Annotated in this window: 24 protein-coding genes; 8 read left to right on the top strand and 16 right to left on the bottom strand. The window is 41.3% G+C overall.

Features of this window, described 5'->3' with window-relative positions:
* Positions 1 to 22: 22 nt before the first annotated feature.
* The 12 genes from R2S08_RS24395 to pdxA form a co-directional block, all read right to left on the bottom strand.
* Positions 23 to 2,002, bottom strand: a complete 1,980-nt coding sequence (locus R2S08_RS24395; protein WP_316837582.1) for a thiamine pyrophosphate-dependent enzyme — start codon at positions 2,000 to 2,002, stop codon at positions 23 to 25.
* A gap of 33 nt (positions 2,003 to 2,035) precedes the next feature.
* On the bottom strand, positions 2,036 to 3,418 hold the full coding sequence (locus tag R2S08_RS24400) for a LutB/LldF family L-lactate oxidation iron-sulfur protein (protein ID WP_316837583.1): 1,383 nt from the start codon (positions 3,416 to 3,418) through the stop codon (positions 2,036 to 2,038).
* 222 nt (positions 3,419 to 3,640) lie between these two features.
* The gene (locus R2S08_RS24405) at positions 3,641 to 5,257 is read right to left on the bottom strand and encodes a M28 family peptidase (RefSeq protein ID WP_316837584.1); all 1,617 of its coding nucleotides are present in this window, start codon (positions 5,255 to 5,257) and stop codon (positions 3,641 to 3,643) included.
* A gap of 27 nt (positions 5,258 to 5,284) precedes the next feature.
* A complete protein-coding gene (rpiB, locus tag R2S08_RS24410; protein ID WP_316837586.1) occupies positions 5,285 to 5,719 on the bottom strand; it encodes a ribose 5-phosphate isomerase B in 435 nt (144 codons plus the stop codon).
* A gap of 18 nt (positions 5,720 to 5,737) precedes the next feature.
* Entirely contained in the window at positions 5,738 to 6,625 is an 888-nt protein-coding gene (gene tatC, locus R2S08_RS24415) for a twin-arginine translocase subunit TatC (RefSeq protein ID WP_316837587.1), read from the bottom strand.
* A gap of 83 nt (positions 6,626 to 6,708) precedes the next feature.
* Positions 6,709 to 8,049 (bottom strand): acetyl-CoA carboxylase biotin carboxylase subunit, encoded by a 1,341-nt coding sequence (gene accC / locus R2S08_RS24420; protein ID WP_316837588.1) that lies wholly within the window; start codon positions 8,047 to 8,049, stop codon positions 6,709 to 6,711.
* 36 nt (positions 8,050 to 8,085) lie between these two features.
* On the bottom strand, positions 8,086 to 8,568 hold the full coding sequence (gene accB, locus R2S08_RS24425; RefSeq protein ID WP_316837589.1) for an acetyl-CoA carboxylase biotin carboxyl carrier protein: 483 nt from the start codon (positions 8,566 to 8,568) through the stop codon (positions 8,086 to 8,088).
* A gap of 67 nt (positions 8,569 to 8,635) precedes the next feature.
* On the bottom strand, positions 8,636 to 9,625 hold the full coding sequence (locus R2S08_RS24430) for a beta-ketoacyl-ACP synthase III (protein ID WP_108555153.1): 990 nt from the start codon (positions 9,623 to 9,625) through the stop codon (positions 8,636 to 8,638).
* A gap of 11 nt (positions 9,626 to 9,636) precedes the next feature.
* Positions 9,637 to 10,575: a phosphate acyltransferase PlsX gene (plsX, locus tag R2S08_RS24435; protein ID WP_316837590.1), complete on the bottom strand. Its 939-nt coding sequence runs from the start codon at positions 10,573 to 10,575 to the stop codon at positions 9,637 to 9,639.
* A gap of 100 nt (positions 10,576 to 10,675) precedes the next feature.
* On the bottom strand, positions 10,676 to 10,867 hold the full coding sequence (gene rpmF / locus R2S08_RS24440) for a 50S ribosomal protein L32 (protein ID WP_108555155.1): 192 nt from the start codon (positions 10,865 to 10,867) through the stop codon (positions 10,676 to 10,678).
* A gap of 18 nt (positions 10,868 to 10,885) precedes the next feature.
* Positions 10,886 to 11,419: a DUF177 domain-containing protein gene (locus R2S08_RS24445; protein WP_316837591.1), complete on the bottom strand. Its 534-nt coding sequence runs from the start codon at positions 11,417 to 11,419 to the stop codon at positions 10,886 to 10,888.
* A gap of 91 nt (positions 11,420 to 11,510) precedes the next feature.
* Complete coding sequence (gene pdxA / locus R2S08_RS24450; protein ID WP_316837592.1) at positions 11,511 to 12,590, bottom strand: 4-hydroxythreonine-4-phosphate dehydrogenase PdxA; 1,080 nt, start codon at positions 12,588 to 12,590, stop codon at positions 11,511 to 11,513.
* Between the two features lie 100 nt (positions 12,591 to 12,690).
* On the opposite strand from pdxA, the gene rsmA reads away from it, so the two are divergent.
* Together rsmA and R2S08_RS24460 are read left to right on the top strand one after the other, a co-directional pair.
* Complete coding sequence (gene rsmA, locus R2S08_RS24455; protein WP_316837593.1) at positions 12,691 to 13,482, top strand: 16S rRNA (adenine(1518)-N(6)/adenine(1519)-N(6))-dimethyltransferase RsmA; 792 nt, start codon at positions 12,691 to 12,693, stop codon at positions 13,480 to 13,482.
* Positions 13,483 to 13,493: 11 nt separating this feature from the next.
* Positions 13,494 to 14,429 carry an NAD(P)-dependent oxidoreductase gene (locus R2S08_RS24460; RefSeq protein ID WP_316837594.1) on the top strand — a complete coding sequence of 312 codons (936 nt, stop codon included), beginning with the start codon at positions 13,494 to 13,496 and terminating at the stop codon, positions 14,427 to 14,429.
* 23 nt (positions 14,430 to 14,452) lie between these two features.
* On the opposite strand, the gene R2S08_RS24465 is transcribed toward R2S08_RS24460, so the two are convergent.
* Positions 14,453 to 16,327 carry a M1 family metallopeptidase gene (locus tag R2S08_RS24465; RefSeq protein ID WP_316837595.1) on the bottom strand — a complete coding sequence of 625 codons (1,875 nt, stop codon included), beginning with the start codon at positions 16,325 to 16,327 and terminating at the stop codon, positions 14,453 to 14,455.
* Positions 16,328 to 16,617: 290 nt separating this feature from the next.
* Here R2S08_RS24465 and greA point away from each other — a divergent pair, with 290 nt between their 5' ends.
* From greA to R2S08_RS24480, 3 genes are all read left to right on the top strand, one after another.
* Positions 16,618 to 17,091 carry a transcription elongation factor GreA gene (gene greA, locus R2S08_RS24470; protein WP_133782200.1) on the top strand — a complete coding sequence of 158 codons (474 nt, stop codon included), beginning with the start codon at positions 16,618 to 16,620 and terminating at the stop codon, positions 17,089 to 17,091.
* 11 nt (positions 17,092 to 17,102) lie between these two features.
* Positions 17,103 to 17,495, top strand: coding sequence for an HIT family protein (locus R2S08_RS24475; protein WP_316837596.1), 393 nt, complete (start codon positions 17,103 to 17,105; stop codon positions 17,493 to 17,495).
* Positions 17,496 to 17,847: 352 nt separating this feature from the next.
* Complete coding sequence (locus tag R2S08_RS24480) at positions 17,848 to 20,313, top strand: DUF5686 family protein (protein WP_316837597.1); 2,466 nt, start codon at positions 17,848 to 17,850, stop codon at positions 20,311 to 20,313.
* 1 nt (position 20,314) lies between these two features.
* Here the strand turns inward: R2S08_RS24480 and R2S08_RS24485 are convergent, their stop codons facing one another.
* Genes R2S08_RS24485 through rsgA form a run of 3 tightly spaced genes read right to left on the bottom strand, consistent with a single transcriptional unit; the run spans position 20,315 to position 22,010 of the window.
* Positions 20,315 to 20,641, bottom strand: a complete 327-nt coding sequence (locus R2S08_RS24485) for a nucleotide pyrophosphohydrolase (protein ID WP_133782206.1) — start codon at positions 20,639 to 20,641, stop codon at positions 20,315 to 20,317.
* Positions 20,641 to 21,093, bottom strand: coding sequence for a D-aminoacyl-tRNA deacylase (gene dtd, locus R2S08_RS24490; protein ID WP_316837598.1), 453 nt, complete (start codon positions 21,091 to 21,093; stop codon positions 20,641 to 20,643). Before dtd ends, R2S08_RS24485 begins: the two co-directional genes overlap by 1 nt.
* Positions 21,090 to 22,010: a ribosome small subunit-dependent GTPase A gene (gene rsgA / locus R2S08_RS24495; RefSeq protein WP_133782210.1), complete on the bottom strand. Its 921-nt coding sequence runs from the start codon at positions 22,008 to 22,010 to the stop codon at positions 21,090 to 21,092. Before rsgA ends, dtd begins: the two co-directional genes overlap by 4 nt.
* A gap of 257 nt (positions 22,011 to 22,267) precedes the next feature.
* Between rsgA and thrA the strand changes: the two genes are divergently transcribed.
* Genes thrA through thrC form a run of 3 tightly spaced genes read left to right on the top strand, consistent with a single transcriptional unit; the run spans position 22,268 to position 26,981 of the window.
* Entirely contained in the window at positions 22,268 to 24,715 is a 2,448-nt protein-coding gene (thrA, locus tag R2S08_RS24500; protein WP_316837599.1) for a bifunctional aspartate kinase/homoserine dehydrogenase I, read from the top strand.
* The gene (locus tag R2S08_RS24505) at positions 24,712 to 25,647 is read left to right on the top strand and encodes a homoserine kinase (RefSeq protein WP_316837600.1); all 936 of its coding nucleotides are present in this window, start codon (positions 24,712 to 24,714) and stop codon (positions 25,645 to 25,647) included. Before thrA ends, R2S08_RS24505 begins: the two co-directional genes overlap by 4 nt.
* A gap of 26 nt (positions 25,648 to 25,673) precedes the next feature.
* Positions 25,674 to 26,981, top strand: a complete 1,308-nt coding sequence (gene thrC, locus R2S08_RS24510) for a threonine synthase (protein ID WP_316837601.1) — start codon at positions 25,674 to 25,676, stop codon at positions 26,979 to 26,981.
* Positions 26,982 to 26,985 lie beyond the last annotated feature (4 nt).

Raw genomic sequence — 26,985 nt, forward strand, 5'->3', positions numbered from 1 at the left:
GACCATTATCGTGCCAATGCCGCTAATAGGTCCGTAGCTTCTCTACATTCTCGTGAAGTCTGCTTTTTGCAAGAAAACTGTCTTCCAGTACTTTATTCATTGGGATTGCAGTGTCCAGGCTTCCGCACCTGATCACTGGAGCATCGAGGTATTCAAAGCAATATTCGGAGATCCAGGCGGAAATTTCTGCACCAAATCCAGAACCCAGTGTATCTTCATGAAGAATTAATACTTTTCCGGTGGTTTGAACAGCGGTTTTTACTGTTTCTTTATCCCAGGGCTGTAAACTGCACAAATCTATCAGCATAATGGAATATTCTGGGTATTGGTTGAGATAGGAGAGTGCCCAGTGTACCCCCAAGCCATAAGTGATGATTACCATGTCTTTTCCTTCCTTCAGGATATTGGCTTTTCCAATTTCAACAGTATAATGGCCCTCGGGTACTTGTCCGGATAGACTTCTGTAAAGGTATTTATGTTCAAAATAGATCACTGGATTGGGATCTTCAACTGCGGCGAGCAGCAGACCTTTGGCGTCATAGGGGAATGCAGGGTAAACGACTTTAAGTCCCGGAGTTTTGGTAAACCAGGCTTCATTGCTCTGAGAATGGAAGGGACCTGCGCCGGTGCCTGCTCCGGTTGGCATGCGAACGACCACATCTGCCTTTTCGCCCCAGCGGTAGTGTGTTTTGGCCAGATTGTTTACGATTTGGTTAAAGCCACAACTTACAAAATCGGCAAACTGCATTTCTACAACGGCTTTATATCCATTAATGGAAAGGCCGAGTCCTGCGCCAACAATTGCAGATTCACAAATTGGGGTGTTGCGAACCCGAGCTTTGCCGAAGGTTGTACTGAACCCATCAGTTATTTTAAATGCGCCCCCGTAATCGGCAATGTCTTGTCCCATTAACACCAGATTAGGGTATTGCTGCATGGAAATTTTCAGTGCATCGCTGATGGCGTCCAGGTATCTCATTTCTGAACTAACTTCTCCTGGAGGAGCTACTTTTTGCTGATAGGGAAAGTACATATCCCGAAGTTCATTCTCTGGATTTGCAACAGGCTCGGCTTCCTGAAAAGCACTTTCTACTTCCTGTTCTATTTCTTGTTTTAGACTGGACTTTAAGGCATCAGCCAATTGGTCGTTGAGTATACCCTGTTCATAGAGGTAGGTTTCAAAAGTTTTTACAGGATCTTTTTTTTCCCATTCTTTAAACAATTCTTCAGGCACATATTTTGTTCCGGAGGCTTCTTCGTGCCCCCGCATTCTAAAAGTAAGGCATTCCACGAGCACTGGTCTGGGGTTTTTCCTGATGCTTCCGGCAACCTCGTGTATGGTATCGTATACCTCCAGCACATTGTTGCCGTCCACCTGGATGCCTTCAATGCCGTATCCTATGGCTTTGTCTACCAGATTTTTACAGTGGTATTGTTCTGCAACAGGGGTCGATAAGCCATATCCGTTGTTTTCAATCAGGAAGATGACCGGAAGGTTCCATACTGCAGCAACATTTACGGCTTCGTGAAAATCACCTTCACTGGTTGCACCTTCGCCTGTAAAAACTAAGGTAGCCTGTGGTTTTCCTTCAATCAGATCCGCCAGGGCAATTCCATCTGCTAAAGCCATTTGTGGCCCAAGATGAGAAATCATTCCTATGATTTTGTAATCCCGCGTACCGAAATGAAAGGAGCGGTCTCTTCCTTTGGTAAATCCGGTTAATTTGCCCTGCCATTGGGCCATTAATTTTTTAAGGGGAACTTCCCTTGCTGTGAAAACCCCCAGGTTGCGGTGCATAGGAAGGATATATTCAGTTTCCTTCATAGCCAGTGTACTGCCAATGGCAATGGCTTCCTGTCCAATTCCTGAGAACCATTTGCCTATGCGGCCCTGACGAAGTAAGATGAGCATTTTTTCCTCTATCATTCTGGGATAGAGCAGTTGTTCATATAAGTTTAATAAAGTTGCATCATCCTTACTTTTTCTGTCAAAACGCATCATACTATTTGGTTTTTAGCAATCGGTTTAGGTTTTTTATTTCTGCTCCTTATTCCTTTCTTCCCATTGTTTAGAGAAAGATTTCGGGGCAATTTCCGGCATGGAACGATATTTACCCCACACTTTTTTGAACAGAAATTTAAGGAAAAAATTCTTCAGTTTTCCACCGATCATGTCCATTCTGGATCTTTTCTGCATACCTGCCTTCCAAACCTTCCAGCCCATATCTTCCGATTTGGTGTTGTCGTGTTGAGCTGCAGCATCTCTTCGGTTCAGCAGGAGCATTTTGTGAATGTCGATTTTAACCGGGCAAACTTCAGAGCATTTTCCACATAAGCTGGAGGCATAGCTCAGGTGTTTAAAGTCTTTCATTCCCTTTAAATGAGGGGTAATGATGGAGCCTATAGGCCCGCTGTAAGTGGTGTTATAAGTATGGCCTCCTATATTTTTATAGACAGGGCAAGCATTTAAACAAGCACCGCATCTGATACAATACAAACCTTGGCGTTGTTCCTTCTGCGCCAATAGATTGGTTCTGCCATTGTCGAGCAGGATGACATACATTTCTTCCGGCCCATCAGTTTCGCCGGCTTGTCTGGGGCCACTTAATATGGTATTATAAACGGTGAGGTTCTGTCCGGTTCCATGGCTTGCGAGTAATGGCCAGAAGAGGTCCAGGTCTGCCATAGAAGGAATGATCTTTTCAATGCCCACAATGGCAATATGTATTTTTGGAAAAGTAGTACATAACCTTGCATTACCTTCATTTTCTGTCAATGCAATACTTCCGGTATCGGCAATCAGGAAATTACCGCCACTAATTCCAATATCTGCTTTCAGGTATTTTTCGCGAAGTAATTCCCGTGCCTTTTGTGTCAGTTGCTCTGGTGTAGCATCTAAAGGGGTTCCGAATTTTTCGTTGAAAAGTTTGGCGATGTCTTCCTTGCTCAAGTGCATTGCAGGGGTAACAATATGGTAAGGTGGTTGCCCCAATAATTGAACGATATATTCTCCAAGGTCACTTTCCAGTGATTCTATGCCTTGTTCTTCCAAAAAATCATTTAAATGGATTTCTTCTGTCGTCATCGATTTTGACTTGATGACCGATTTGCCTCCACTTTTGCTAATGATGTTCAGAATCTCTTTCTGTGCTTCATTTGCATCATTGGCCCAGATCACTTTGCCCCCTCTTCGCTGAAAATTGGACTCGAATTCCGGTAAGAATTTATCCAGGTTCTCCATCACACGCCATTTGATTACATGGGCTTTTTTCTTGGAATTGTCCAGGTTTTCAAATTTAGACAATCCTCTTTCCACAGCAATATTGTATTTGCCAATATTGTGGTTGATCGTTTTACGATGTTCCAGATCAAACGCCTTCTCGTCAGCCTTTACCAAAAAATCCTCAGCAGTTTTCATCGTTATATTTTTTTATAGGTTATGAATCTCTCCTGGTAGCAGGCTTATGCAGGCCACTTATGGAGATTTCATTAGAATATATTTGTTTTTCCTTAGCAGGTGATGATTTCATCACGTTCAAATATAAATAATTAGGGTATAGCTAAAAGAATTAAATCTTTGAAATGGTTTTAAAATAGAAAAACCTGCTTGGACGGCAGGTTTTTCTATTCATAAATTTATTTAGTGCTTTGGCGTTCCATCTTCATTCTTGTCTACAACGGGTCTTTTCAGGCCGTTGGCGAGTTCCCATGCAGTATAGTAAACCAGCTGTGCTCTTCTGGCCAGTAAAGGGAAATTAATCTTGCTCACTTCGTCTCCGGGTTGGTGATAGTCTGCATGTACCCCATTAAAATAGAAGATCACCGGAATATTATGTTTTGCAAAATTATAGTGGTCTGAACGATAATAGAATTGGTTAGGATCTGTTCTGTTGTTGTATTTCATGTCCAGATTCATTTTGACATAATCTGCATTTGTCTTTTTACCAATCCGGTCCAGGTCAGAACTCAACATGTCAGAACCAATGATATAGATGTAATCGGGTTGTTTTTCGTGTTCAGGATCTACGCGGCCGATCATGTCAATGTTCAAATTGGTAATTGTTTTCTCCAATGGGAAAACCGGATGTTCTGAATACCATTCCGAACCTAGCAAACCTTTTTCTTCCCCAACTACAGTCATAAAAAGAATACTTCTTTTTGGGCCTTTTCCTGCTTTCTTTGCCTTAGAAAAAGCCTCTGCAATCATAAGAACTCCGGTTGTTCCTGAGCCGTCATCGTCCGCGCCGTTGTTTACTTTATCCGGGCCTGAAGAAGTCAGACCGATATGATCGTAATGTCCTGTAACAACCAGGATTTCTTTTTTAAGCTTTGGATCTGAACCTTCCAGAAAACCAAGGACATTTTCTGCCCTTACTTTAACTTCCTTTTTTACGGCTGTAGCACATAAGGAAACCTCTACTTCTTTAGAAGCGGGTTTTTTGGTTTCGGCAATCTGCTTCTGTAAAGATTCGATTGTTACGCCACCTGATTTTAACAAATCATTGGCCAGGGCGGGAGAAATGGAAATAACGGGAAGTGTCTTCTGGCTCTTTATTCTGGCTTCCAGTTCAGGTGTTTTTAACATGGGCTGCCCTTCACCGTTGTTATAACTCCCCTTTATTTGATCCCGGTTTTTTTCCCATGAAGCATCGATCAGTAAAACGGCACTTGCCTGAAGATCCAGAAGGTTTTTTAATCTGGCCTGTTTGGCTACCATGGCTTTGCGCATAGCGGCCCGGTCTGCAGGCTTTTCTTCGTTTTTGAAAGGATCTCCATCGGCGAAAATCATCACAACTTTGCCCTTGAGATTTAAGCCTTCCAAGTCATTGTATCCCTCTCTGTTTAAACCATATCCGGCAAACAGAACGGAATTTTTATTGAATGTAAACCCATTCAGGCTAACATTATTTGGATAGATGATGAAATCTTTAAGGACTTGCCTGGGTTCACCGTTAACAGTTACAATGCTCTGGGTGAGGTTATAAGTAACCATGTCGATCGGCTGAAAATAATCGCCATTTACCGGCCCCTTTAGTCCGAATGATTTAAAGTGATTTCTGATATAGTCTGCAGCCATCCATGCTCCCTTTTTACCAGTTTCTCTTCCTTCATATTCATCAGATGCCAGAACTGACAGGTGCTTGTAAGCGTTATCTTTAGTTATGCTTTGACTAAATCTAACTGCAGTTTTGTTTTGTGCATATGTACTTATACCAAGGAAAAGTACGAAGCTGGTGTAGAGGAAGTGTTTCTTCATGAGCGGGTGAATTTACAGAACTTAGTTTTAACAGGATATTTTATCTACGCGGTTGGCATGTCTGCCACCTTCAAATGCTGTGCTTAGAAAAGTAGTTACCATTTCTTTCGCCAGATCTTCGGAAACAAACCTTGCGGGGATACAAATGATATTGGCGTTATTGTGCTGCCTGGCCAATGAAGCAATTTCATTTTCCCAGCATATTGCTGCACGAATGTGCTGATGTTTATTGGCAGTGATAGCTACGCCGTTTGCGCTTCCGCAAACGAGTACGCCAAAATTAAATTCACCGCTTTCTACTGCATTTGCAACAGGGTGTGCAAAATCAGGATAGTCAACAGATGCCGGGGAGTGGGTACCAAAGTCTTTTACTTCATATTCAGCTAAATAGGCTTTTATGATTTCTTTGTACTCATACCCGGCATGATCGGCCCCGATTGCAATTTTAAGTTTAACAGACATATTTAGTTTTAAATGGTTTTAATTTGGACGTTTTGAAGTTCCGTATAATTCTTTATTTCTTTTTCTTTCAATGTGAGCGGAGATAAAGATACTCAGTTCGTATAAGATGAATAATGGAAAAGCAACCACCAGCATCGTAATGATATCGGGAGTAGGGGTAACCACTGCTGCTATAATTAAAATAACCACTGTAGCATATCTTCTGCTGGCACGCATAAATTTGGGCGTCATGATACCAAATTTAGAGAGAATGTAAATCACCACAGGTAATTCAAATATAATCCCTGTTCCAATGGTTAGCGTTGCAACAGACGATAAATAGGAATCGATAGTAAATGTATTTTCAATTTCAGCACTCACTGAAAAGTTGGTCAGAAAGTTAATGGATAGCGGGCAAATGACAAAGTACCCAAACAGGATACCAATGATGAACAAGCTGGAGGCAAAAAATACAAATCCACTTGTCGACTTTCTCTCATTTTCATGCAGGGCTGGTTTGACGAACAACCAGAGTTCAAACAGAAGATAAGGAATTCCAAAGATGATCCCGGTCATTACACAGGAGTTGATCTGTAAGGTAAACTGACCTGCCATTTCGGTATTGATAATTTTCCCCTTGATGGTTTTAATGCAGAAGTCGGAACCCAAAGAAGGGAAATAATCAACCATTCTACACATCATTCTATATGTCCAGAAATCGGGCTTTTTAGGGCCCATGATAACGGTATTGAAAATGAAATCATAGAACCAGAAAGCTAGCCCTGTAAAGATCACAATCACCAGCAAAGCCCTTAATAAATGTTTTCTCAATACATCAATGTGGTCAAAGAAAGACATTTCTGATTCCAGATTTTTACCCTTGTTTTTTATGGAATCAATTAGATCCTGTGTTTTATTATCGCTCATGTAAATTACTAGTTAAACAAAAATACCATTCTGTTTTATATAGAATGGTATTTACGTTTTAAATATTACAAATAGATTTTTTCTTACTCAGAAAAAACAAAAGTTTCCATAAACTTCGTAGTAAAGTTACCCGCTCTGAAGTTTGGATCTTTCATTAATTTCAAATGAAAAGGAATCGTTGTTTTAACACCTTCGATCACAAATTCACTTAATGCTCTTTCCATCGTACTGATGGCCTCTTCCCTGGTTTGTGCAACACAGATGAGCTTGGCGATCATTGAATCGTAGTTAGAAGGGATTTGATAACCTGCATAAACATGCGTATCCACCCGTACACCATGACCACCTGGTGAGTGGAAATTAGTGATTTTTCCAGGACAAGGTCTGAAATTATTAAACGGGTCTTCTGCATTAATCCTGCACTCAATAGCATGCATATCCGGCAGGTAATTTCTTCCCGAAATTGGTACACCTGAAGCCACTTTAATTTGTTCTTTGATCAAATCATAGTTAATGACTTCTTCGGTTACAGGATGTTCTACCTGAATCCGGGTATTCATCTCCATGAAATAGAAATTACGGTGTTTATCTACCAAAAATTCTATGGTTCCTGCACCTTCGTATTGAACTGCAATAGCACCTTTGATGGCTGCTTCTCCCATTTTCTCCCTTAATTCCGGGGTCATGAAAGGAGATGGTGATTCCTCTACCAATTTTTGGTGCCTGCGCTGAATAGAACAGTCTCGCTCAGATAAATGGCAGGCTTTACCGTATTGATCTCCGATGATCTGGATTTCGATGTGGCGGGGATCTTCAATGTATTTTTCTAAATAAAGGCCATCATTGCCAAAAGCAGCACCAGACTCTTGTCTCGCACTGTCCCATGCATTTTCAAAGTCCTCATCTTTCCAAACTACACGCATTCCACGGCCACCACCACCAGCAGTTGCTTTCAGAATAACCGGATAGCCCATTTCATTGGCAATTTGAATTCCTTCTTTTACGCTTTCCAGCAAACCGTCTGAGCCAGGAATGGTTGGAACACCAGCCTTTTTCATCGTCTCTTTTGCTGAAGCTTTATCACCCATAGAGTTGATCTGCTCCGGTGTTGCTCCAATGAATTTAATTCCATAATCGCGGCATACAGATGAAAATTTTGCATTTTCTGATAAAAATCCATAGCCTGGATGTATAGCGTCTGCATTGGTCAGCTCCGCGGCAGAGATAATATTTGGAATGCTTAAATAAGAATCCTTACTTGGTGGCGGACCTATACAAACGGCTTCGTCTGCAAAGCGAACATGTAAGCTTTCCCTGTCAGCCGTAGAGTATACAGCTACAGTCTTAATGCCCATTTCCTTACAGGTCCGTATGATACGTAAGGCAATTTCGCCCCTGTTGGCAATTAGTATTTTTTTAAACATATAATTGATTGGATAATGATCTGCCCAAGGCAAATATTACATAGGTTCTACTAAAAATAATGGTTGGTCATATTCTACCGGAGATGCATTATCAACCAGTACTTTAACAATTCTTCCTGATACTTCACTTTCAATTTCATTGAATAATTTCATGGCCTCAATAATACAGATGACCTTGCCAATACCGATTTCATCTCCCACATTTGCGAAAGAAGGCTTATCCGGACTTGAAGAACGGTAAAATGTTCCTATCATTGGCGACTTTATAGTGATGTATTTTGAAGTATCCTCTGCAGGAGCTGCCGGTTTACCATCTGTTGCAGATACAGGCTGAGGTGCTACTGCAGCAGGCAATACCTGGGCTGGAGCCGCTGCCGGAGCAGGAACTGTAGCTGTGATAACTGTAGGAGTCTGATTAGTTTTAATCGTGATCTTGAAGTCTTTTTGCTCAATAGCTACTTCATTTACGCCTGAACGAGAAACAAATTTAATAAGTTCCTGAATTTGCTTAATATCCATTTTTAAGTGATTTTAAAAAGATTTATGCCTTAGATTAAACTAAGTTAAGATTAATTATTGTATAAAATTAATATGCCCATTTCAAGTAAACAGATCCCCAGGTGAAACCGCCGCCAAAAGCAGCCAATATCAGATTGTCACCTTTCTTTAACTTACTCTCCCATTCCCATAAACAGAGAGGGATAGTTCCATTGGTTGTATTACCGTATCTTTCTATGTTGATCATGACCTTATCTGCGCCCAAGCCCATTCTGGAAGCGGTGGCATCAATGATCCTTTTATTTGCCTGGTGTGGCACAAGCCAGGTCACCTGCTCAGAAGTGAGCTCATTACGTTCCATGATTTTTGCTGCTACATCAGCCATGTTGGTTACTGCAAATTTAAATACAGCCTGACCTTCCTGGTGTACAAAGTGCTCATGATTATCAATTGTTTCATGGGATGCCGGTCTGGCAGAACCACCAGCTTTCTGATGCAGGTATTGTCTGCCCGAACCATCAGAATGAAGTACAGAGTCTATGATTCCGTTACCTTCCTCATTGGGTTCCAAAAGAACTGCACCACAGCCATCTCCAAAAATAATGCAGGTAGTGCGGTCCTGGTAATTAATAATAGACGACATTTTATCTCCGCCTACGACCAGTACTTTTTTATGCTTGCCAGATTCAATGAATTGAGAGCCCGTAGATAATCCGAATATAAAACCCGAACATGCGGCCTGTAAATCATATCCCCAGGCATTTTTTGCCCCAATTTTATCTGCAAGAATATTTGCAGAAGCCGGAAAAGGCATATCAGGTGTAGTCGTACAGAAAATGATCAGTTCAATTTCTTCCGCAGAGATCCCCCTTTTTTTAAGTAAACCATTTACGGCATGAACAGCCATATCTGATGTGCCCAATCCTTCACCTTTTAATATTCTGCGTTCCTTGATACCCGTTCTGGAAGTGATCCATTCATCAGTGGTTTCAACAATGGATTCAAGTTCCTTATTGGTTAGAATATATTCAGGAACATAACCATGAACCGCAGTAATAGCGGCGTGGATTTTACTCATTTTTTCAAAATTTATTTAAAAGCAGCTTGTATCTTTCCTACCAAGCCAGTAGTTATCATATCTCTTGATTGCAGGATCATATTTTTTACCGCAGTAGGAGTAGAGATCCCATGGCCAATAATTACTGGAGCATTGACGCCCAAAACAGGACTTCCGCCATAGTTCTCGTAATTAAACCGGTCAAAGAATTCATCCTTCAGGCCCTTTTTAATGGTCATAATATAAAAGGACTCTGCAAGTTTAAGCATAATATTTCCGGTAAAACCATCACATACAATGACGTCGGCCTTTTGGTTGAAGAGATCACGACCCTCAATGTTTCCGATGAAATTAAACAGATTAGATTCCTTCATTAAGGGAAATGTGGCCAAACTGAGCATATTTCCTTTTTCGTCCTCTTCTCCAATATTAATTAAACCGACTTTTGGGTTTTTGATCTGCATCACGTTTTCAGCGTATAAACTGCCTACGGCTCCAAATTGAACCAGAACATCAGGCTTACAATCCGCATTTGCACCTACATCAAGCATTAAGCCTCTGCCGCCGTCCAATTTTGGTACAATAGTACACAGACAAGGTCTGATGATACCGGGTACCGTTTTTACACTAAATACAGCACCGACCATCATGGCTCCTGAGTTACCTGCACTGGCAAAGGAATCCAGTTTACCTTCTTTGAGTAAATTGAATCCAACAGAAATACTTGAGTTTGGTTTTTGGGCTAATGCCCTTGTGGGATGTTCCCCCATACCAATCACTTCTTCGGTATGAACGAATTCGAAATGGTCAGGGTTAAAGCCTTTTTCTGAGAGCAGGGGCTTAATCTGGTTGGTATCACCAATGAGCACAATGTGCTCTCCGGGCGATAGAAGTTGATGAGCAGCTATTGCTCCCGAAACATTTGATTCGGGAGCATAGTCTCCGCCCATTATATCGAGACCTATTTTCATAGTAAAAAATCAGTTTGTGTAAACAGCATTATTGTGCTTCTTTCAAGTGTCTAAGATAAACTTAAACCCTGGCAAAACACAAACTATTTTTCAAGAAAAATTACCCTATAGAGGTGTTTTCAATAACTAATTTTCCGTTGTAGTATAAGTTACCATCAACGTTATACGCACGGTGAGGTACGTGGATAGCGCCAGTTGTTTGGCAAGTAGCCAGAGAAGGAGCTTCTGCTTTATAGTGTGTTCTTCTTTTGTCTCTTCTACTTTTAGAAACCTTGCGTTTTGGATGTGCCATTACTAATTTATTTAATTATTATTTTAATTTCTTTAATGCCGCCCACCTTGGGTCATCACTCGTTAATTCTTCTTTTTTATCTGCTCCGTGAGAGAGGCTTTCCAGTCTTGCAATCATTTCCTGGTCGCACTCCTGGCCATCGCCATTCTGTCCGCAGATCTTAATGAATGGTACTGATACGTTAATGAACTCGTAAATGATTTCAGAAATATCAATAGCACTCTCCTTTTTATTCAGTACAATGATCTCCAGATCATCGCTTTCTAATTCATCCTCAGCAAATTTCACAATCTGCCTTTCTTTAATATCCAGAGGCGAATTAAATTCTGCCAAACATTTGTCACATTCTAGTTTTACAGTTCCTTTTACATGGATTTGTAAAATTAGCATTGTTTCCTGTTTATCCAGCTCTACCGTTGCATTTAAACTGCCCTTTTTGACTAAAGAGTACTCAAATGCCTCAAAAAAGCTGTTATCAATTTCAAACTCAAATTGATGTTTGCCAATTTTTAAGCCTGTAAAGGGGATTGAAAATTGTTTTAACGGTTTCAATTGTAACAAAATTTTAGCCCGCAAATGTATGAATTATTTTGATAGATGTAAAGTGTTTTTTGTATATTTTTAAAAAAGCTTTCCAGAAGGGTTAATTTGCATCATCTTTTATATCCAGCGCAGTCTCAATGATTTTGCCTCCGGTTTTAAGCTGATTGCTTAATAAACTTTCCTGCTCACGCCTGTTCTTTACAATATGGGTAGCTGCAAAAATGGCTTCAATAAAAGAAGTCGGATCTGCCAGATTCTTACCTGCAATATCATAACCGGTTCCGTGGTCTGGAGAGGTACGTACAAATTTTAATCCGGCTGTATAATTTACACCTGTGCTGAAAGCGATGGTTTTGAAAGGAATTAGTCCCTGATCATGATACATCGCCAGAACAGCGTCAAACTGTTTGAAAGTACCGTTGCCAAAAAAGCCATCGGCCGGGTAAGGTCCAAAACAGATTACCCCCTTATCGAAGGCTTCATGAATGGCAGGGGTAATGATGTCTTCTTCTTCTTTGCCCAGTAAACCGTTGTCTCCGGCATGAGGATTAAGACCCAGAACAGCAATTTTAGGTTTTTCAATCCAGAAATCTTTTTTCAAACTGTCGTTGATCATCTTTAATTTCTGAACAATCTTTTCTTTTGTAATGCTTCCGGAAATCTCTTTAACCGGAATATGACCGGTAACTACACCAATTCTCAGTTCTTCGCTGATCAGGAACATGAGTACGTCTGAACTCTTGCTGCGTTCCTGAAGATATTCTGTATGACCTGGGAATTTAAAGGTCTCCGATTGTATGTTAAACTTATTGATGGGTGCAGTAACGAGGGCGTCAATTTCCCCATTAATCAGATCTTCGGTTGCTTTCTCCAGGGAAAGAAGGGCATATTTTCCGCCAATCTCGTTAGAGACACCAAGGTCAATCTTGACATCTTCTTCCCAACAATTGATCATATTGGCCTTCTTAGGATTGGCCAGCCCAGCATTCGTAACCACATTGAAACTGAAATCAGATAAACCCAGTGCCTTCCTGTGGTAGGAAGCTACTTTGGTATGCCCATACACAATAGGTGTACAATAATCAAAAATGCTGGTGTGCGATAAGGCTTTCAGGATCACTTCCAAACCTATTCCGTTCACATCACCAACGCTAATACCTATTTTTACTTTATTGCTCATGCTCAACTTTAGAATTTAGCGCAAATTACAGATTTTAACAGTAATCTTACGCCGATACTGGTAAAACTTTGCTTATTTTGCATCTTTAGATCAGGAGCATATGAGTTTGGTAAAGGCAAAGAAACATTTAGGACAACATTTTTTAACCGATAAAAATATTGCAGCAAAGATTGTAAACGGCCTTATTCATACGGATCAGTACCATCAGGTTCTTGAAGTTGGGCCAGGTATGGGTATTTTGTCGGATATTTTGCTGGAACGTACAGATCTCGAAACCCATTTGATAGATATAGATGTGGAATCCTATCATTTCCTGCAGGAAAAATATCCAAATCTGGGAAGTAGGCTCATCAATGGGGATTTCTTAAAACTTGACCTGGGTACTGTGTTTCCCGGAAAGTTTGCCATCATTGGAAATTTCCCTTATAATATTTCTTCTCAGATTCTTTTTAAAGTACTGGAGCATCGGGATCATGTTGTTGAAATGGTTGGGATGTTCCAAAAGGAGGTTGCAGAACGCTGTGCTTCTAAATCAGGGACAAAAGAGTACGGAATTCTAAGCGTACTGATTCAGGCCTATTATGATATTGAATATCTTTTTACTGTAAAACCAGGAACATTTAACCCGCCGCCTAAAGTTAATTCCGGTGTGATCCGGTTAAGCCGCAACAAAACAGAACAATTGCCCTGCGATGAAAAGCTGTTCTGGCGAACGGTTAAGGGTGGCTTCAACCAAAGGAGGAAAACTTTGAGAAATGCACTTTCCGGAACTATTCCTAAAGATAAAATGGACAATCATCCGTTTTTCGATAAACGTGCTGAGCAACTCAGTGTGGAAGATTTTATCCATCTGACACAACATCTTACCGCTTTAATGACCACAACAGCTTAGTTTAATTTGTAATGAATCCTAAAATATTAATTGTTGACGACCTTCATCCTGTGTTTAAACAAAAAGCAATGGAGCTGGGTTATGACGTTGATGACCAACCCTTGATCAGCCGGGCTGAAACCCTGTCTGTGATCTCCCAATATACCGGTATCGCGGTGCGTACCAAGTTCAGGATAGACCAGGAATTGATGGATGCGGCACCAAATCTTAGATTTGTTGCCAGAGCAGGTGCTGGTCTGGATAATATTGATGAAGCATACGCCAGTGCGAAAGATATACTATTGATCAATGCTCCCGAAGGCAACAGAGATGCTGTGGGTGAACATGCTATAGGGATGCTGCTGTCCCTGATGAATAATTTTCAAAAAGCTGATGCCGAAATTCGTCAGGGCACCTGGGACAGAGAAGGTAACCGCGGCTGGGAATTAAAAGGAAAAACCGTTGGGATTATTGGCTATGGTTTTATGGGGCAGAGCTTTGCTAAAAAGCTTTCTGGCTTTGAAGTCAATGTTATTGCTTATGATAAGTACAAAACCGGGTTTTCTGATGCTTATGCGAGGGAAGTAAGTATGGAGGAGATTGTAAGGCAAAGCGATGTGCTGAGTCTGCATATTCCTTTAACCTCAGAAACACGGCAAATGGTCAATGATGAATATTTTTTCCATTTCAAAAAACCTTTCTTTTTCCTCAATACGGCAAGAGGTGAAATTGTCAGCACTGCTTCAGTACTGAAAGCTATAGAGAACAAAAAAATTATAGCTGCGGGACTTGATGTATTGGAAACAGAAAAATTTCCTGTACTGGCTCAACAAGACTGGTATCGGGACCTGGTCACTTCGGGAAAGATACTTTTGACGCCTCATGTAGGTGGATGGACCTTTGATTCCTACAGGAAGATATCAGAGGTGCTGGCGCAGAAGCTGGAAGAATTAAGATTAGGGCATTAAGCCCTAATCTCTCTAACAGGAAGTTATTTCCATTTGTTGTCGGCTGGCCTGGCATCCATAAAAATGCCTCCATCGACTACAATAGACTGAATTTTAGCTGTTGCATTGATCTGTACCAATGCCATTTTTTGGTTGCTTTTCCAGATGGCGGGTGATTGATGTAATACAGATTCTTTGCCATCTGCGTAAGTAATTTTGACATCAAATGGGATTGCAAACCCTCCAATGTTTTTTATGGAGACGCTATAATTATTGCCTTTTATTGCCACCTTTTCAATCGCAAGATCAATATAGTTATTGCTAAAAAACCAATTGTTCCAATACCAGTTTAAATCTTGTTTGGTCGCATCATTTATCGAATAAAAGAAATCCCAGGGAATAGGGTGTTTGCCATTCCAGCGTTCCATATATACATGGAGTGCTTTTTTGAAAGTTTCATCACCAAGCATATCTTTTAAACCCAGGTAAGCAAGTGACGGTTTTACATACGAGTTGTTGCCATATCCCAGGCCGGAAACTTGTGTGGATTGAGAGATTACAGGCTGGTCCTCTTCGCCCGAAGGGTCAAAGATCCAGCGTTTCACTCTGAAATCCTGATAGGCCTGGTCAGCGGCCTCTTTTCCGATCTGGTCTATTCCGATCAGATATTCAAGTGTAGTTGCCCATCCCTCGTCCATAAAAGCATAACGGGTTTCATTAATTCCCATATAGAACGGAAAATAGGTGTGAGCAACTTCATGATTCAATACAAATTGAGAGAAGCCGGGGTCGGGTGTGCTTGAATCGTTTACCATCATCGGGTATTCCATGTCGGCAAAACCTTGAAAGGCGGTCATTTTTGAAAATGGGTAGGGAATTCCTGGCCAATTCCTGGAAAACCAATGCAAGGCTTTTTTTCCGAAGTCTACCATGAATGTGAAATCTTTTGCAGTTTCACTGTAGGCAGACTGAACACTTGCCCTTCTGCCTGTCTTTTCATCAACCACCACACTACCTGCATCCCACACATAATGGTTGCTTAAAGAAAAAGTAACATCACTGATGTTTTTGGCTTCAAATTTCCAGGTGTTCCAGGTGTTTTGTTTCGTTACCAGTCCTTTTCTCATTTCCTCCGCAGTAGCCATATGCGTCACTTCATCAGACAGATAGGATTTCCTGAGCTTTTCAGCAAAGGCCGGTTGTAGCACTTCATCCGGATTCAGCAGATCTCCTGTGGCCCATACTACGTAGTTCTTTGGCGCCTTAACAGATAAAGTATAGTCGTTGAAATCATTATAAAATTCGCCTCTGTCAGAATGCGGGAGCCTGTCCCAACCGTTATAATCGTCATATACAGATACCCTCGGATAGGCGTAAGCTGCAAAATAAGTAGTGCTGTCAATCTGACCTTCCCGTCCGCTTTGCTTGGAAAGCGGGTAATTCCAGTTTATATTCAGACTGGCTGTTTGGCCGGGGGCAAGTGGAGTCTTTAATTTGACATCTTCAACTGTGCCCCAGTCCTTGGTATCAAGCTGGTATTTTTGTCCGTTTACCTCAAAGGAGTTGATGACCAGTCCAGTACTCAAAAAGTCTGTGCTTACATAGCCTGATCTTGGGGCTTCAGGTTTATGAATATTGTTTACAAAACGAATGGCCAGTACTTTTAAAGTATCCTTGCTGTTGTTGGTGTATTCTATTTTTTCTGTTCCGCTAACGGTTTTTGTTTGTGGGGTCACTGTTACATTAATAGCGTACTTACCACGGTTTTGCCAGTATTGTTTACCAGGTCTGCCATCGATGGAGCGGGTTTCTTTGTCATAAGCATTCCTGATGTTGCGGGGCATGTATAAATCCTGGGCACTTAAAGAATAAGTTCCCAGCACGATGAAGACCAGCGTGTTGAATAGTTTTTTGTGCATAATAATGGGTTAACGTATTTTAAAATTAGGTAAAAAATGCGGTAATGGAGAGGTGAGTGGGCTTTATATCCTATTTTTTACCTCAGCGTCATATTTCGCTGAAAAGATTTGCTTTTATAAGAATTGGCTGTTATCTTCGTTTTAATTGAAGCAAGACTATGTAGGCTTAGTGCCGATGTAGTCTTGTTTGTATTTTAAAGGAACCCCGTTCAGGTATAAATGATCAGTGCGGACTGGCTCCTTTAACGAGCTAAACAGTATAGTATAATAAAATATAAATTAATCGAGCTATGACAGATGTTACATATTATACCAATGATGGTCTGGAAAAATTAAAACAGGAAATACACTATTTAAAGACTACAGGAAGGCAAATGATATCCAAGCAAATTGCTGAAGCAAGAGATAAAGGAGATCTTTCTGAAAATGCAGAATATGATGCAGCTAAAGAAGCACAGGGCTTGCATGAGGCGAAAATAGCGAAACTGGAAACCACATTATCTACCGCAAGACTGATTGATGAATCTAAACTAGACACAACAAAGGTTTTGGCCTTGTCTATCGTGAAGATCAAGAATGTGAAAAATGGAGCAACCATGACTTACCAGCTGGTTGCAGAATCAGAGGCTGATCTTAAAACGGGAAAGATTTCTGTGAAATCACCTATTGCACAGGGATTATTGGGTAAATCTGTAGGTGATAAAACAGAAATACAGGTTCCTGCTGGTAAAATTGAGTTTGAAATCCTCGAGATCAGCAGATAATTAATAAACCTATGGCAAGTATATTTTCAAAAATTGTTAATCGTGAAATTCCGGCGCATATTGTGGCGGAGACAACAGAGTTTCTGGCCTTTCTTGATGTGAGTCCGCTCACAATGGGGCATGTGCTCGTGATCCCAAAAAAAGAGATTGACTATATTTTCGATATGGACGAGGAGAGCTATTTTGGACTAACATTGTTTGCTAAAATTGTGGCGCAAGGTTTAAAAAAAGCATTTCCGTGTGTGAAAATTGGCATGGCGGTGATTGGGTTGGAAGTACCTCATGTACATATTCATTTGATTCCCATGAATAATGTGAGTGATATGAATTTCAGCAGAGAGAAGTTAAAACCAAGCCAGGAAGAGCTGGAAGCAGCAGCGGCAAGGATTAAAGCAGAATTATAAACTGTTATTTTTCATAAAAAAAAGGCATTCAATTATTATTGAGTGCCTTTTTTTTATGAAATTAGGGTGATGATTTACATGTGGGGTATTTGGTTTTTAAGCGAATACAAATAGAGCCTCGAAAAAGTTTTAAAATATTTCAAAATTAATTCATCTTTATGTAAAACTTTACATTGCAATGTTATATTTGTAACGGGTTTGTTTCAATTCGCTACACCTCATCCCGGGGGCAAAACTGATAACGCTACCGGCTTAACTATCTAATTTTTCTCTTTAAATGAAGGCAACCAGGGCGATTTTATACAGGTTCACAAATATATATACAGGCCTTTTGCTGCTAATGATGCTTTGCATGGAGAACAGTTTAAAAGCCCAGGAGCTCAGAACGCTGACCGGAAAGGTTACGGATGCGCAAACCGGAGAGGCGATTCCTTATGCAACGATTTATGTAAAACTCACAGATGGAAAGAAGAAGGCTGCTGCCTCTGACTTCGATGGCCTGTACCGCTTGACTATTCCTCAGAACCTAGCCACCGATTCTGTTTACACTGCATACGTTAGTTACACCACAACAAGGAAATTGTTACCCCATGGTAATCATCCCATATTGGATTTCCAGCTTTCAGAGGGTGGCCGTTTATTAAACACGGTAACCATAACTCCAAAATCCTATGTAAACCCTGCCTGGGAGATCATGGAGAACCTGGTGAAAAACAAGCCTCAGAATGACCAGCGCTACTTAAAAAGTTATGGCTACCAAAGCTACAACAGGATAGAGATTTCTGTGGTCAATATTGGGGAGAAGATGAAGAAAAACAAAGTCATCAGGCAGGTACTTCCACTAATGGACGATTTACAGAAAATTGCGGGAGAAGAAGGATCGCCAAGCCTGCCTATATTTATGTCCGAGACCATTTCAGATTACCGGTATATGACCAGCCCGGAACAGAAAACAGAACATGTGCTGCGGACAAAAGTAAGTGGCGTCGGAATAGAAGATGAAACCCTGATCTCTCAGCTGGCGGGTTCCACTTTTTTACAATATAATTTTTATAGCAACTTTCTTAAACTGGCCAATAAAGAATTCATTTCACCTACGAGCAATAGCTGGAAAACTTATTATAATTATGAACTTACCGATGCTCATGATAAGATAGAAGGAAAAGAATACTATAAAATTGAATTTAAGCCCAAAAGATCCCATGATCTTGCTTTTGACGGGGTTATGTGGATCACTAAAGACAGTTATGCCTTATATAGAATAGACTGTACCGTTTCTAAAGATGCCAATCTGAATTTTCTAAATAAAATCAGGATACAGCAAGCCATGGTACAGCCTTCAGGTACAACAGCCTGGATACCCAAACAAACCCGTATTGTGATTAACGTGGGCACAACCTCTAAAAAGCTATCTGGCTTTATTGCTAAGTTCTATTTATCTAATAAAGATATCGAGGTGAACAAAGATTATCCTGCATCTTTATTTAAAGAGCCCATGGTGATGGATAAGGATGTGAATAAAATAGATGAAAAATACTGGGTTAAAAATCGTGCAGATTCACTTACTGCAGCCGATAAAGCTGTCTATAAGATGATAGATACCGTTAAAAACCTGCCCCTGGTTAAAACTTATGCAGACATCGCAGGGATGTTGATCAATGGCTATTATAAGGTTGGAAAGATCAGTTTTGGCCCTTATCCTTATACCTACAGCTACAATGATCTGGAAGGATCTGTATTAAGGATAGGCGCTACAACCAATACCCGATTTAGCGAAAAGCTGATCCTCAGCGGGTTTTTGAGTTATGGTTTCCGAGATGAGAGATTTAAATACAATGGTGCCGTTGACTATATTTTCTCCCGAAAGCCCTGGGTGCAGGCCGGTATTTCTTATCAGCATGATATCGGGCAAACGGGTTATCAGTTTGAAAACTTTGTTCTTGCACAGAATAACGTTTTCAGTGCCTCTATAAGGAACGGTAAAGTGAGTAAAAGAGGACCTTTTACACAAAATATATGGAATACATATGTGCAAACAGATCTTTTCTCCAATGTAAGAGGTAAGCTTAGTTTAGCGCACCGGACCTTTGATCCTTTGTTTAACTTTATGTACCGGGACAATGAGGATAAAATTACATACAACAATTACGAAGTTTCAGAAGCAATTGGTGAAATACAATGGACGCCCGGACGGCGTTTGCTGGAATCCTCCAAAATCAATAAAAGAATCATGATTGGAAACGGCAATGGCAGTCCCATCTTTACCTTTCGCTATACCCATGGCATAAAAGCCGCCGGAGGAGATTTCAATTACAATAAATTTGCACTTAATATTTATCAAAGACCACTGTTGGGTATTTTTGGACGGGGTGAATACTCCCTTACCGCAGGATATATTCCTGATGCATTACCTTATCCCTTACTGGAGAACCACCGGTTTAACTTCAATACCATGCGCTTTCTGGAATTTACGAGCGATAGGTATGTTTCTTTGAATTATACGCAACATATGGACGGATTGATCACCAACAGTATCCCTCTGCTTAAAAAGTTAAATGTACGCACCGTAGCTGTATTGAATGTACTGGAAGGAAGTCTGAGTGATCAGAACAATGAGGCCTTTATAAGAGGCAGAGGCAAGTTGAATCGGAGCCTTGGAGGTATTCCTTATGTGGAAGCCGGTTATGGTGTTGAGAACATTTTCAAAATCTTAAGGGTAGATTTTCTACACCGTCTTACCCATAAACAACATTTAAACGATGCCGGGCTGGAACCCTCCAATTTCGCCATACGGACAACCTTGCAATTCAGGCTATAAATTACTTTAATTTTTCGTTATTCTGATGACGGTCTGCATCCCGGATACTCTTTTTGACGAGGTTTTTTTCCAGCGCAGCAGTGAGGTCTATCCCGGTTTGGTTGGCAAGGCAAATCAGTACGAAAAGTACATCAGCCATTTCATCACCCAAATCTACGGCTTCGTCGCTTTTCTTAAAAGACTGTTCTCCATATTTTCTGGACATGATACGAGCCACCTCGCCAACTTCTTCCATAAGAATAGCGGTGTTGGTCAGTTCATTAAAATAGCGTATTCCGGTGGTGGTGATCCATTGATCAACCGTTTTCTGTGCTTCTTCTATCGTCATTATTCTTTGTTCTTTGTATCAATGATGAGGGTTACAGGTCCATCATTCAATAAGCTGATTTTCATATCTGCACCAAAAATACCGGTCTGAATTTTTTTATTTAAAAGTGCCGTAAGCTTTGAAATCATACTTTCATAAAGGGGAATTGCCTTATCCGGTCTTGCGGCCCTGGTAAAGCCGGGTCTGTTGCCTTTTTTTGTTGAGGCAAACAAGGTAAACTGGCTGATCATCAGAATATTTCCGCCGGTATCAGACAAAGACTTATTCATCAGTCCCTGCTCATCGCTAAAAATCCTTATCCCTGCAATTTTTTGAGCCAGCCAGTCCAGATCCTCCATCGTATCGCTATCTTCTATGCCCAGTAACACCAGTAAACCGCCTTCAATGGTGCCGGTAAGCTCTGTATCAACCCTGCAGCTGGCCTCGGAAACTCTTTGAATTACCGCCCTCATGCCCTGGTCTCGTTTCCGTGGTAAATACTTAAATAACTCTCATATCTGCTCAGTGCGATCTCCTCGTTTTCCACGGCACGGATAACCGCACAACCTGGTTCATTGATATGCCTGCAGTTATTGAATTTACATTCATTCATCAGATCACGCATTTCCCTGAAATAATGACCCAGTTCTTCAGGTCTGATGTCAAAGATCCCCAGTTCCCGAATTCCGGGTGTATCGATCAGGTAGCCTCCGAAAGGTAGTGTATGCATTTCTGCAAAAGTCGTCGTATGCTGTCCTTTGTCACTCCATTCCGAAACTTCACCGGTTTTGATATCTCTTCCAGGCAATAAAACATTGATCAGGCTGGACTTTCCTACCCCAGAGTGACCGGAAAATAAAGTGGTCTTGTCTTTTAATAATTGCTCCACCTGATCAATATTGGTTCCTTCAAGGGCAGAAACCTCATAGCAGGGGTAACCGATATGTTCATAGATGTTTTTATACGCTCCTAGAATCTCCAGGCCTTCCTCGCTAAAAAGATCCAATTTGTTAAAGATCAGCGTTGTAGGGATGCTATAGGCTTCAGCAGTAGCAAGAAAACGGTCTATAAATCCCAGAGATGTTCTTGGAGAGGCAAGCGTCACAATCAGAAAAGCCTGATCCAGGTTAGCCGCGATGATCTGTGCCTGTTTAGACAAGTTAATAGATTTGCGGATGATGTAGTTTTTGCGGTCCAGCAGTTTATGGATTACTCCGGTTTCTGCATTGGGTTCCAGTTCAAATTCTACCTGATCACCAACAGCAATAGGATTGGTGGTTTGAATCCCTTTGATACGGAATTTACCTTTAATTCTGCAGTCATAGTTCCGGCCATCTTCTGCATGTATCAGGTACCAGCTCCCTGTTGATTTAATTACGAGTCCTTGCATATAAGGAGGTAAAGGTAGAAAATATTTTTTTGGCCAATCATTTGGTATTTAGAAAAATATAACTTTACTTTACTCCGCAGCACAGTAAGTGTAAAAAGTACAATAATGTTTAATAGTCAATTATCAATTACAACCATTACCACCACCACCGGGGAATCTCGGAGGAAGGAAAGCTAATGGTGTAAAATTAAAATACATAGAAACCACGAAAAGCGCCTTCCTCTAAACAGGAAGGCGCTTTTTTTTAACCTAAAACCATGAATATTTTAAAATTCGGAGGCACTTCAGTTGGATCAGCAGACAGCATCAAGGCGCTGCTGGGCATCGTTGAACAGGCCCGGCAGAAAGAAGATGTGATCATCGTCCTTTCGGCAATGAGTGGCGTAACCAACCTCTTATTGGAAATGGCAGAGAAAGCTCAGGTCGCAGAAGATTATGCATCACAGCTAAAAGCAATTGAAGAAAAACATTTTGAAGTGATCAGGACCTTGCTGCCCGCTTCGGCACAAAATCCGGTCTTTACCAAATTAAAGATTTATTTTAATGAATTGGAGGATATACTTCAATCGGTTTTTAACCTCCGTGAATTAAGCGCACAAACTAAAGACCTTATTTTGAGCTATGGAGAGCGTTGCTCTGTTTTTATGGTTGCACATATTGCCAGACAAAAATTCGGCAATGCAGTAGCTGTGGATGGCTCGGAGCTCATTAAAACCGACAGTAATTTTGGGCAAGCCAAGGTAAACACTGCGTTGACCGAATTGTTGATCAATGATTATTATCAGTCCAATTCGGATCAGCTGTTGTTTGTTACCGGATTTATTTCCAGTAATGAAGAAGGACGCGTTACTACCTTGGGTAGAGGAGGAAGTGATTTCACGGCTGCCATTTGGGGTTCTGCCTTAAATGTAAAGGAGATCCAGATCTGGACAGATGTCAATGGTATGCTTACTGCCGATCCAAGGATTGTAGAAAAGGCCTTTTCTCTGTCAGAATTAAGTTATACAGAAGCTATGGAACTGAGTTATTTCGGGGCGAAAGTGATCTATCCCCCAACCATGATCCCGGCTTTTCTGAAGAAAATTCCGATTGTGATCAAAAATACATTTGATGTTGAATTCCCGGGAACCTATATCCGTCACAATGTAAAGACCTGTGAATTGCCTATTAAAGGTATTTCTTCTATCGATGAGATCAGTGTATTGAACCTGTCTGGTAGCGGGATGGTAGGGAAAGCAGGCTTTAGTGGTCGCTTGTTCTCTCTATTGTCACGGGAGCAGATCAATGTGGTCCTTATCACCCAGTCGTCTTCCGAACACAGCATTACTTTTGCGGTAAAACCGGCAGATGCCATTAAAGCACTGAACCTGATCAGTAAGGAATTCGAACTGGAGTTACAGGCAAAGAAACTAGAATATCCAGAAGTGGAGAGCGGTCTTTCTGTACTGGCCATTGTTGGAGAGAATATGAAACATACACCGGGCATGTCGGCGAGGCTCTTTAATGCCCTTGGCCGCAACGGAGTTAATGTAAGAGCCATTGCACAGGGTTCTTCCGAATATAATATCTCTGTTATCCTTTCCAAGGCCGATCTGTCCAAAGCAGTCAATGCAGTACATGATTCTTTTTATTCAGACCTTAAAAAGACACTGAATATCTTTTGTCTGGGCACCGGAAATATCGGAAAGACCTTGTTTAAGCAATTGCAAAGCCAAATGCCTTTTCTGGCAAAGAACAATGACCTGCAGGTTAAAGTGATGGGCATCAGTAATTCCCGTCAAATGTACCTCAGTAAAGAAGGTGTAGATCTTTGCAGGTGGGAGCAAACACTGCAAGAGCAAGCTGAACCAGCCGACCTGAAACTTTTTGTGCAGGAGATGAAGGCTATGAACTTGCCTAATTGTGTTTTCGTAGACAACACAGCCAGTGCCAATCCGGTCAATTTTTACCAGGAAATCCTGGAAAGCAGTATTTCTGTTGTAACTTGTAACAAGATTGGTAATTCTGCAGATTACGAACAGTATGCTGCATTTAAAAAAGCAGCAAGAAAATATGGGGTAGACTTTTACTATGAAACCAATGTAGGAGCAGGGCTTCCGATCATTCGCACCTTAAAAGACCTGATGATGAGCGGAGATAAAGTGGCTCGCATTGAAGCCATTCTCTCCGGTACAATTTCTTATATTTTTAATAATTTTAAGGGTGATGCTCCTTTCCATGAAGTGGTTAAAGAAGCTCAAGATCTGGGTTATACTGAACCGGATCCCCGTGATGACCTCAATGGAAAAGACTTTATGCGTAAAATGCTCATCCTGGCCAGGGATGCCGGTTATGCCATGGAAGAGAAAGAGGTGGTTATTGAAAGCATGCTGCCACCAGCCTGTCTGGCTGCGGCCTCAGTGGAGGATTTTTATAAAGAACTGAAAAACAATGCAGCGTATTTCGAGCAATTAAAAAACGAAGCTGAATCTACAGGACGTGTGCTGCGCTATATCGGTAAGCTGGAAGATGGAAAAGTGAACATTACTCTTCAAATGGTAGACGACACACATCCTTTTTATATGTTGTCTGGTAGTGATAATATTATTTCCTTCACAACAGACAGGTATAAAAGCAGACCGTTGGTTGTTAAGGGGCCTGGTGCAGGAGCAGAGGTAACAGCGGCAGGTGTATTTGCAGATATTATAAACGTAGGTAAGAAATGAGGAATTCAGTAAAAGTTTTTGCTCCGGCTACAGTAGCCAATGTAGTTTGCGGATTTGATGTACTTGGTTTTGCAGTTAATGCCCCGGGCGATGAAGTGATCATGAGAATGACCAGCAAACCTGGCGTGCAACTCCTCAAGATTACAGGAGATGAGGGACGGTTGCCTCTGGATCCGAACAAGAATACGGTAAGCGCCAGCGTACAGCATTATCTGGAGCATATCGGACGCACAGACGTTGGTGTAGAAATTGAACTTCATAAAAAAATGCCCATCGGAAGTGGCCTCGGTTCTAGTTCTGCCAGTACAGTAGCGGGCCTGTTTGCTATCAACACCTTGATGAATAATCTACTGAGCAACAAAGAACTCATTCCCTTTGCAATGAAAGGGGAGGAACTGGCCTGTGGATATGGACATGCCGATAATGTTGCACCTGCATTAATGGGTGGTTTTGTACTCATCAGAAGTTACGAGCCCCTGGATGTAATCAGCCTTCCTTTTCCAGAAGATATGTATGCGGCCATTGTTTACCCGGAAGTAGATGTACCAACCAAAGATGCGAGACAAATGATCCGTTCTAAAATCCTGCTCAAAAATGCTGTAACCCAATGGGGCAATGTAGCAGGTCTGGTGAGCGGTCTCTTCATGAAAGATTATGACCTGATTGGAAGGAGTATGATCGATGTGCTTGTAGAACCCACAAGATCAATTCTCATCCCCGACTTCTATAAGATGCGCACACTTGCCCTGGATCAGGGGGCGGTAGGTTTTGGAATCTCAGGATCAGGTCCATCTGTTTTCGCATTAACTAAAAATGAAGAGACGGCCAGAACGATAACCCTTTCTTTGCAGAACCAGCTGAAGGGCTTAAACATAAATAGTCTCAGTTTTGTTTCTCCTGTAAATAAAATGGGCCCGGTGGTCCTTGATTAAACATCTTCAACCTTTAAAAACCAATTATGAAATTATACAGCACCAACAACCACCATTTAAGTGTCGAATTTCCCGAAGCCGTTTTCAACAGCATGCCCCAGGATAAAGGTTTGTATATGCCTGGAAATATCCCCCAGCTGGCTCCGGATTTTATAGAAAACCTGGGTAATTATACTTTGCCTGAAATCGCATTTACAGTTGCTTCTACTTTATTGAAAGACGCGATTCCTTCAGAAGATCTCAAACGTATCGTAGAAGATGCCATTAATTTTGACTCGCCTGCAAATCGTTTGGATAAGAATACTTATGTTCTGGAGCTGTTTCATGGTCCTTCTCTCGCTTTCAAAGACTTCGGCGCACGCTTTATGAGCCGTATAATGGCTTATTTTCTGAAAGATGGAGAAGAGGTGTTAGATGTACTTGTAGCCACCTCCGGAGATACCGGTGGTGCAGTCGCTTTAGGCTTTCTTGGAGTGCCTAATACCCGTGTAACGATACTGTATCCGAAAGGAAAAGTGAGTGATATTCAGGAGCTGCAGCTTTGTACCAATGGACAAAACATCCATGCTATAGAGATCGATGGCACATTTGACGATTGCCAGAAACTGGTGAAACAGGCTTTTGCAGATGATCAGCTGAATGAAAAGATGCGGTTAACCTCGGCCAATTCCATTAACATCTCCAGGCTGATCCCTCAAACATTTTATTATTTCCATGCCTATGCCCAATTGGCCCGACAGGGGAAAACCAATGTGGTGTTCTCGGTTCCAAGTGGAAACTTTGGAAATATAGCAGCTGGATTGCTGGCCTATAAAATGGGCTTACCGGTTAAACAGTTTATCGCAGCAACGAATGCGAATGACACTGTTCCACGTTTCCTGGAAAGCGGTGTTTACGAAACCAGGCCTTCTGTTCAGACCTATGCCAATGCTATGGATGTAGGAGCGCCAAGCAACTGGGTTCGGATTATGGATCTGTTCAACAATGACAGGACGGAAATTCTGAATAAGGTTAAAGGATACACCTACAGCGATGAGCAAACCCTTCAGGCCATTAACGATATCTATAATAAGTATGAATATATTGCCTGTCCACATACAGCTATTGCCTGGCTGGCCTTGGAGGATTATACAAAAACACATGCAAAAGACCAATTTGCAGGCGTATTCCTGTCTACCGCCCATCCATGTAAATTTCCAGATGTTTTTCCTTTAGAGATTTCTACAAAAATAGAAGTACCTGAACAGGTTAAAGAAATCATGGGCCGTGCCAAACACGCAACTGCAATGGATGCCGACTTTGAATCATTTAAAGCCTATCTGTTAAACCTCTAAGGGG

It is taken from the genome of Pedobacter nutrimenti (assembly GCF_032678445.1).
Taxonomy (GTDB): Bacteria; Bacteroidota; Bacteroidia; order Sphingobacteriales; family Sphingobacteriaceae; genus Pedobacter; species Pedobacter nutrimenti_A.

Excerpts from the sequence above, each read along its gene's own strand:
- R2S08_RS24395 (WP_316837582.1), bottom strand. The coding sequence starts at position 2,002 with ATGATGCGTTTTGACAGAAAAAGTAAGGATGATGCAACTTTATTAAAC.
- R2S08_RS24400 (WP_316837583.1), bottom strand. The coding sequence starts at position 3,418 with ATGAAAACTGCTGAGGATTTTTTGGTAAAGGCTGACGAGAAGGCGTTT.
- R2S08_RS24405 (WP_316837584.1), bottom strand. The coding sequence starts at position 5,257 with ATGAAGAAACACTTCCTCTACACCAGCTTCGTACTTTTCCTTGGTATA.
- rpiB (WP_316837586.1), bottom strand. The coding sequence starts at position 5,719 with ATGTCTGTTAAACTTAAAATTGCAATCGGGGCCGATCATGCCGGGTAT.
- tatC (WP_316837587.1), bottom strand. The coding sequence starts at position 6,625 with ATGAGCGATAATAAAACACAGGATCTAATTGATTCCATAAAAAACAAG.
- accC (WP_316837588.1), bottom strand. The coding sequence starts at position 8,049 with ATGTTTAAAAAAATACTAATTGCCAACAGGGGCGAAATTGCCTTACGT.
- accB (WP_316837589.1), bottom strand. The coding sequence starts at position 8,568 with ATGGATATTAAGCAAATTCAGGAACTTATTAAATTTGTTTCTCGTTCA.
- R2S08_RS24430 (WP_108555153.1), bottom strand. The coding sequence starts at position 9,625 with ATGAGTAAAATCCACGCCGCTATTACTGCGGTTCATGGTTATGTTCCT.
- plsX (WP_316837590.1), bottom strand. The coding sequence starts at position 10,575 with ATGAAAATAGGTCTCGATATAATGGGCGGAGACTATGCTCCCGAATCA.
- rpmF (WP_108555155.1), bottom strand. The coding sequence starts at position 10,867 with ATGGCACATCCAAAACGCAAGGTTTCTAAAAGTAGAAGAGACAAAAGA.
- pdxA (WP_316837592.1), bottom strand. The coding sequence starts at position 12,590 with ATGAGCAATAAAGTAAAAATAGGTATTAGCGTTGGTGATGTGAACGGA.
- rsmA (WP_316837593.1), top strand. The coding sequence starts at position 12,691 with ATGAGTTTGGTAAAGGCAAAGAAACATTTAGGACAACATTTTTTAACC.
- R2S08_RS24460 (WP_316837594.1), top strand. The coding sequence starts at position 13,494 with ATGAATCCTAAAATATTAATTGTTGACGACCTTCATCCTGTGTTTAAA.
- R2S08_RS24465 (WP_316837595.1), bottom strand. The coding sequence starts at position 16,327 with ATGCACAAAAAACTATTCAACACGCTGGTCTTCATCGTGCTGGGAACT.
- greA (WP_133782200.1), top strand. The coding sequence starts at position 16,618 with ATGACAGATGTTACATATTATACCAATGATGGTCTGGAAAAATTAAAA.
- R2S08_RS24475 (WP_316837596.1), top strand. The coding sequence starts at position 17,103 with ATGGCAAGTATATTTTCAAAAATTGTTAATCGTGAAATTCCGGCGCAT.
- R2S08_RS24480 (WP_316837597.1), top strand. The coding sequence starts at position 17,848 with ATGGAGAACAGTTTAAAAGCCCAGGAGCTCAGAACGCTGACCGGAAAG.
- R2S08_RS24485 (WP_133782206.1), bottom strand. The coding sequence starts at position 20,641 with ATGACGATAGAAGAAGCACAGAAAACGGTTGATCAATGGATCACCACC.
- dtd (WP_316837598.1), bottom strand. The coding sequence starts at position 21,093 with ATGAGGGCGGTAATTCAAAGAGTTTCCGAGGCCAGCTGCAGGGTTGAT.
- rsgA (WP_133782210.1), bottom strand. The coding sequence starts at position 22,010 with ATGCAAGGACTCGTAATTAAATCAACAGGGAGCTGGTACCTGATACAT.
- thrA (WP_316837599.1), top strand. The coding sequence starts at position 22,268 with ATGAATATTTTAAAATTCGGAGGCACTTCAGTTGGATCAGCAGACAGC.
- R2S08_RS24505 (WP_316837600.1), top strand. The coding sequence starts at position 24,712 with ATGAGGAATTCAGTAAAAGTTTTTGCTCCGGCTACAGTAGCCAATGTA.
- thrC (WP_316837601.1), top strand. The coding sequence starts at position 25,674 with ATGAAATTATACAGCACCAACAACCACCATTTAAGTGTCGAATTTCCC.